At 46.5% G+C, this 4044-nt stretch carries 4 protein-coding genes; 3 read left to right on the top strand and 1 reads right to left on the bottom strand.

What is annotated here, in order from left to right; translation table 11 throughout:
* The first annotated feature begins 77 nt into the window (after positions 1-77).
* The 3 genes from CAG68_RS10715 to CAG68_RS10705 all read left to right on the top strand — a co-directional run bounded on the left by CAG68_RS10715 (position 78) and on the right by CAG68_RS10705 (position 2970).
* Positions 78-1259 carry an MFS transporter gene (locus tag CAG68_RS10715; protein WP_086046772.1) on the top strand — a complete coding sequence of 394 codons (1182 nt, stop codon included), beginning with the start codon at positions 78-80 and terminating at the stop codon, positions 1257-1259.
* A gap of 143 nt (positions 1260-1402) precedes the next feature.
* Positions 1403-1924, top strand: a complete 522-nt coding sequence (locus tag CAG68_RS10710; protein WP_053307056.1) for a TetR/AcrR family transcriptional regulator — start codon at positions 1403-1405, stop codon at positions 1922-1924.
* Positions 1921-2970 carry an alcohol dehydrogenase family protein gene (locus CAG68_RS10705; protein ID WP_054728594.1) on the top strand — a complete coding sequence of 350 codons (1050 nt, stop codon included), beginning with the start codon at positions 1921-1923 and terminating at the stop codon, positions 2968-2970. Before CAG68_RS10710 ends, CAG68_RS10705 begins: the two co-directional genes overlap by 4 nt.
* A gap of 204 nt (positions 2971-3174) precedes the next feature.
* Here CAG68_RS10705 and CAG68_RS10700 read toward each other — a convergent pair.
* On the bottom strand, positions 3175-4044 hold an 870-nt coding region (locus CAG68_RS10700; protein WP_237667871.1), incomplete at its 5' end, for a GlxA family transcriptional regulator.

The raw sequence follows: 4044 nt of genomic DNA, 5'->3' as shown, positions 1-4044 counted from the left end.
CTCTTTAATAATACACGACATGGAAACGGGCTATTCGTTTATCCATTCATATTCAATGATTATAAGAGAGAGTTGTTATGCCTTTAGCTTTACTTGCATTGACGCTTAGCGCCTTTGCTATTGGAACCACGGAGTTTGTAATTGTCGGTCTGATACCGACTATGGCCTCCGACCTCAACGTATCATTACCTTCAGCGGGTCTTTTAGTTAGCCTGTACGCACTTGGTGTCGCGGTTGGTGCTCCCGTTTTAACAGCGCTGACTGGTAACTGGAAAAGAAAGTACGTTCTGCTTTCTGTTATGGCACTGTTTGTTCTTGGCAATCTGTTAGCCTGGCAAGCACCTGGATACAACACTCTAGTTACAGCAAGGATACTGACCGGGCTTGCACACGGTGTGTTCTTTTCGATCGGCTCGACTATCGCCACTGGCCTAGTGTCAAAAGAAAAAGCCGCTAGCGCAATTGCTATTATGTTTACCGGTCTGACCGTAGCTCTAGTGACGGGCGTGCCACTTGGCACCTGGATTGGCCAGACATTTGGTTGGCAGGCAACCTTCCTAATCGTCGCGATCCTTGGAATCATCGCACTGATAGGAAGCGCTCTACTAGTGCCGAGTAATCTGAAACAACCACCAGCAACCAAGCTGTCATCGCAAGTAAAAGTCTTGACTCAGCCTCGTCTACTTTTGGTGTACGCAATCACCGCGCTCGGTTACGGTGGTACGTTCACAGCCTTCACTTACTTGGCTCCTATTTTGGAAGAAGTTTCGGGGTTTGGCTCTAGCGCTATCAGCCTAATTATGTTGGTTTATGGTGTATCAGTCGCATTCGGCAACATCTGGGGCGGAAAGATGGCCGACTCTATGGGGCCAATCAAAGCTCTGACAGCGATTTTCTCGGGCCTAATTGTGGTATTGCTCGTGTTTAGTGTCACAGCATTTAATCCAATTTCTGCAGTAGTGACCATTCTTGTCTGGGGTGCCTTTGCCTTTGGTAACGTTCCAGGACTTCAAGTTTATGTTGTCAAACTAGCAGAGAAATATTCACCTGATGCAGTCGACGTCGCTTCTGGTCTCAACATTGCTGCATTTAACGTAGGTATTGCACTGGGTTCTTGGGGCGGTGGCCTTATCGTGGCCAATGCTGGGCTGATGCACACACCTTGGATTGGCGCGATCGTAGTATTAGGTGCTCTACTACTAACCCGTTTCAGCGGAATGCTAGACAAGCGTGGAGAGCAGCGCGCAACGGCACACTGATTCACGTTCCAAATCGATAAAAATCACTTAAATTAGCCCGGCATTACGTCGGGCTTTCAATACAGAGTTCAAATACACCATTGACTGAGGTAGAAAGTTTATTCTACCCTTAGGTAAAACAAACGTTCTACCTGGTGTATCAAATAGTGAAAGAAAAAATCGCAGCAAGCCTAGAAAAAGCATTCAGTCAGTATGGCTTCGCCGAGCCTAGCGTACCCCAACTCAAAAACGCCTGCGAAGTCAGCCTGAGAACCCTGTACAAATACTACCCCTCCAAGGAAGCGATGATTGTTGCAGCTCTCGAGCATCGCCATCAAAGGTATTTGAGTTTTTTGCTCGAAGACGCCCCTGCCAATGGAACACCGGCTGTATTACACCTATTCACTCGCCTCGAGGATTGGATGAAGGAGTTTGCACCGAATGGCTGCATGTCCATCAATGCATTAGCAGCCTATCCAGAAAATCTATCAATTAATCAAGCAGTAAAACAACACAAATTGGCGGTCCGTCAGCTTATGGGCCAACTAAGTCAGCGAGAAGACCTCGCAACCACACTCTTCTTGTTACATGAAGGTCTATCCAACGCATGGCCGGTTCTCGGTCACGCTGCCTTTGCATCCGCTGAACGCACTCTGCTAGAACTAATGAAGGAGAACAATCAATGACCACAATCCCGAAAGTCATGAAAGGCGTCCAACTTATCGGTCATGGTGGGCCAGATATGCTTCGTTACCGCGATGATCTACCTGTGCCAGTCCCCTCGCCTGATGATGTATTGATCCAAGTTGCCGCTGCCGGAGTCAATAACACCGACATCAATACCCGAACAGCATGGTATTCTAAAAATGACGCCAATAGCATGGATGCAAGTTGGTCAGGAGACGCGCTATCTCTCCCTCGAATCCAAGGTGCCGATGTATGCGGTACCATCGTCGCTGTTGGTGAGAATATCTGCCCATCACGAATCGGTCAGCGTGTGCTTATCGAACCATGTATTACGCGCTTCCACAGTCAAGCACTTAGCTCGCCTTGGTACTTCGGTTCAGAATGTGATGGTGGCTTTGCTCAGTTCACTGTTGTTGACAGTAAACATGCATATGCTGTGAATAGTAGTTTATCGGATATCGATTTGGCCTCCTTCCCTTGTTCTTATTCAACTGCCGAGAACATGCTTGTCCGCTCTAATGTCACAGCGAGCGATACCGTACTGATTTCAGGGGCATCCGGCGGTGTTGGCTCTGCCGCAATCCAACTGGCGAAGGCGCGTGGAGCATACGTCATTGCTATCGCCAGCCCAGAAAAGAAAGAACAGATCACGGCATTAGGAGCAAACCAAGTTATCCCTCGCGATGCAAATTTGCCGGCGACTCTCGGAGAAAACAGCGTTGACGTAGTGATTGATCTGGTCGCAGGAGAGCAGTGGCCACAATTTCTTCAGGTACTAAAACCAGGATCAAGATACGCTGTTTCCGGCGCCATAGGCGGTCCAATTGTCGAGCTGGATGTAAGAACTCTTTACCTTAAAGACCTAGCGTTATTTGGTTGTACCGTTTTGGCACCAGAAGTATTCGGTAACTTGGTTCGCTATATCGAACAGAACGCAATTCGCCCCTTAGTCGCGGAGTCATTTCCCTTAAACCAGATAGGTCAAGCGCAAGAAGTATTTTCACGCAAGCAACATACTGGGAAACTGGTTTTGGAAATCACATAGCTTTTCGATTAACAGCGGCCTATACAAGTCGTTGTAATTTGAGAACACTTTAAGCATCCTAAAAAGTTCTCAATACTTAGAAGATCGCTACGGTTGGCTTAGCTTGTTATCCCTTTTCATCACGCTAAGCCAGCTTGTAAAAATATGCGGTGTTTGCTTCTGAGTTATAAATGTTTAATACCAACATTATCTTACTTCTGGCGTTCATGAACAGAACCGAGATCTGAACGACTTCGGTGTTAAACCTACGATCCTATTAAATATTTTCCTGAACGCGCTCACATCTTGGTAACCCACTCTAAATGATATTGCGTCAAATGTTAGGGTTGTCGACTCAAGTAAATCACAAGCTTTTTGTACTCTTAAGCTTTGTATGTATTGGTTAACATTGAAACCTGTCGCCTTTTTAAAGCGTCGCTGCAATGTCCTTTCTGTTAAACAACTCAACTCTGCAAGCTCTTTATTGCTCAGTTTTCCTTGATAATGATCGTTTATATAGTGCTGTAGTTGAACAATTACCCCATCACCATGTTGGAAGTTTGGAGTAAACTGTTGATAAAAGCGTTGCTCTCTCGGACCAGTATCAATAACCAACATTTTTCCTAGCAGGCGCATTACTGCCGGTGACGCAAATAAGGAAACCAATTCCAAACCTAAATCCACCCATGACATCATACCCCCAGCCGTAATGATCGTTCCTTCGTTAATAAGGATGGCTTCTTGTCTTACGTGGATATCGGGAAACTGACTCGCTAATGAAGGAGCCAAGCCCCAGTGTGTTGTACAAGACTTATTGGTCAACAACTGGGTTTGAGCAAGAATAAAAGTACCAGCGCAGGCGGAGGCTAAAATCGCACCTTTACTATATTGGACATTTAACCAGTCGAGTAGCTCTGGCTCTGGTTCTAAGTAATATTGACCAGTGCCGCCGGGCGGAATCATTACCGCTGTTTTCACATCGAAGTGCGTGTTTGGCCAGTGATCCAATATCTCTACTTCAAAGTGCACATCAACGCCCAATTTAGCCGCCGCACGGTTTGCCATCTCGAAGAGTTCGCTTAAACCATATACGGA

Source organism: Vibrio sp. V42_P2S4T144, assembly GCF_009904715.1.
GTDB lineage: Bacteria > Pseudomonadota > Gammaproteobacteria > Enterobacterales > Vibrionaceae > Vibrio > Vibrio alginolyticus.
Note: the sequence above shows the minus strand (reverse complement) of the source record. Positions and strands in the feature narration are given on the sequence as shown.

What these genes read in the sequence shown, in the direction of transcription:
- CAG68_RS10715 (WP_086046772.1), top strand. Translation starts at nt 78, where the DNA reads ATGCCTTTAGCTTTACTTGCATTGACGCTTAGCGCCTTTGCTATTGGA.
- CAG68_RS10705 (WP_054728594.1), top strand. Translation starts at nt 1,921, where the DNA reads ATGACCACAATCCCGAAAGTCATGAAAGGCGTCCAACTTATCGGTCAT.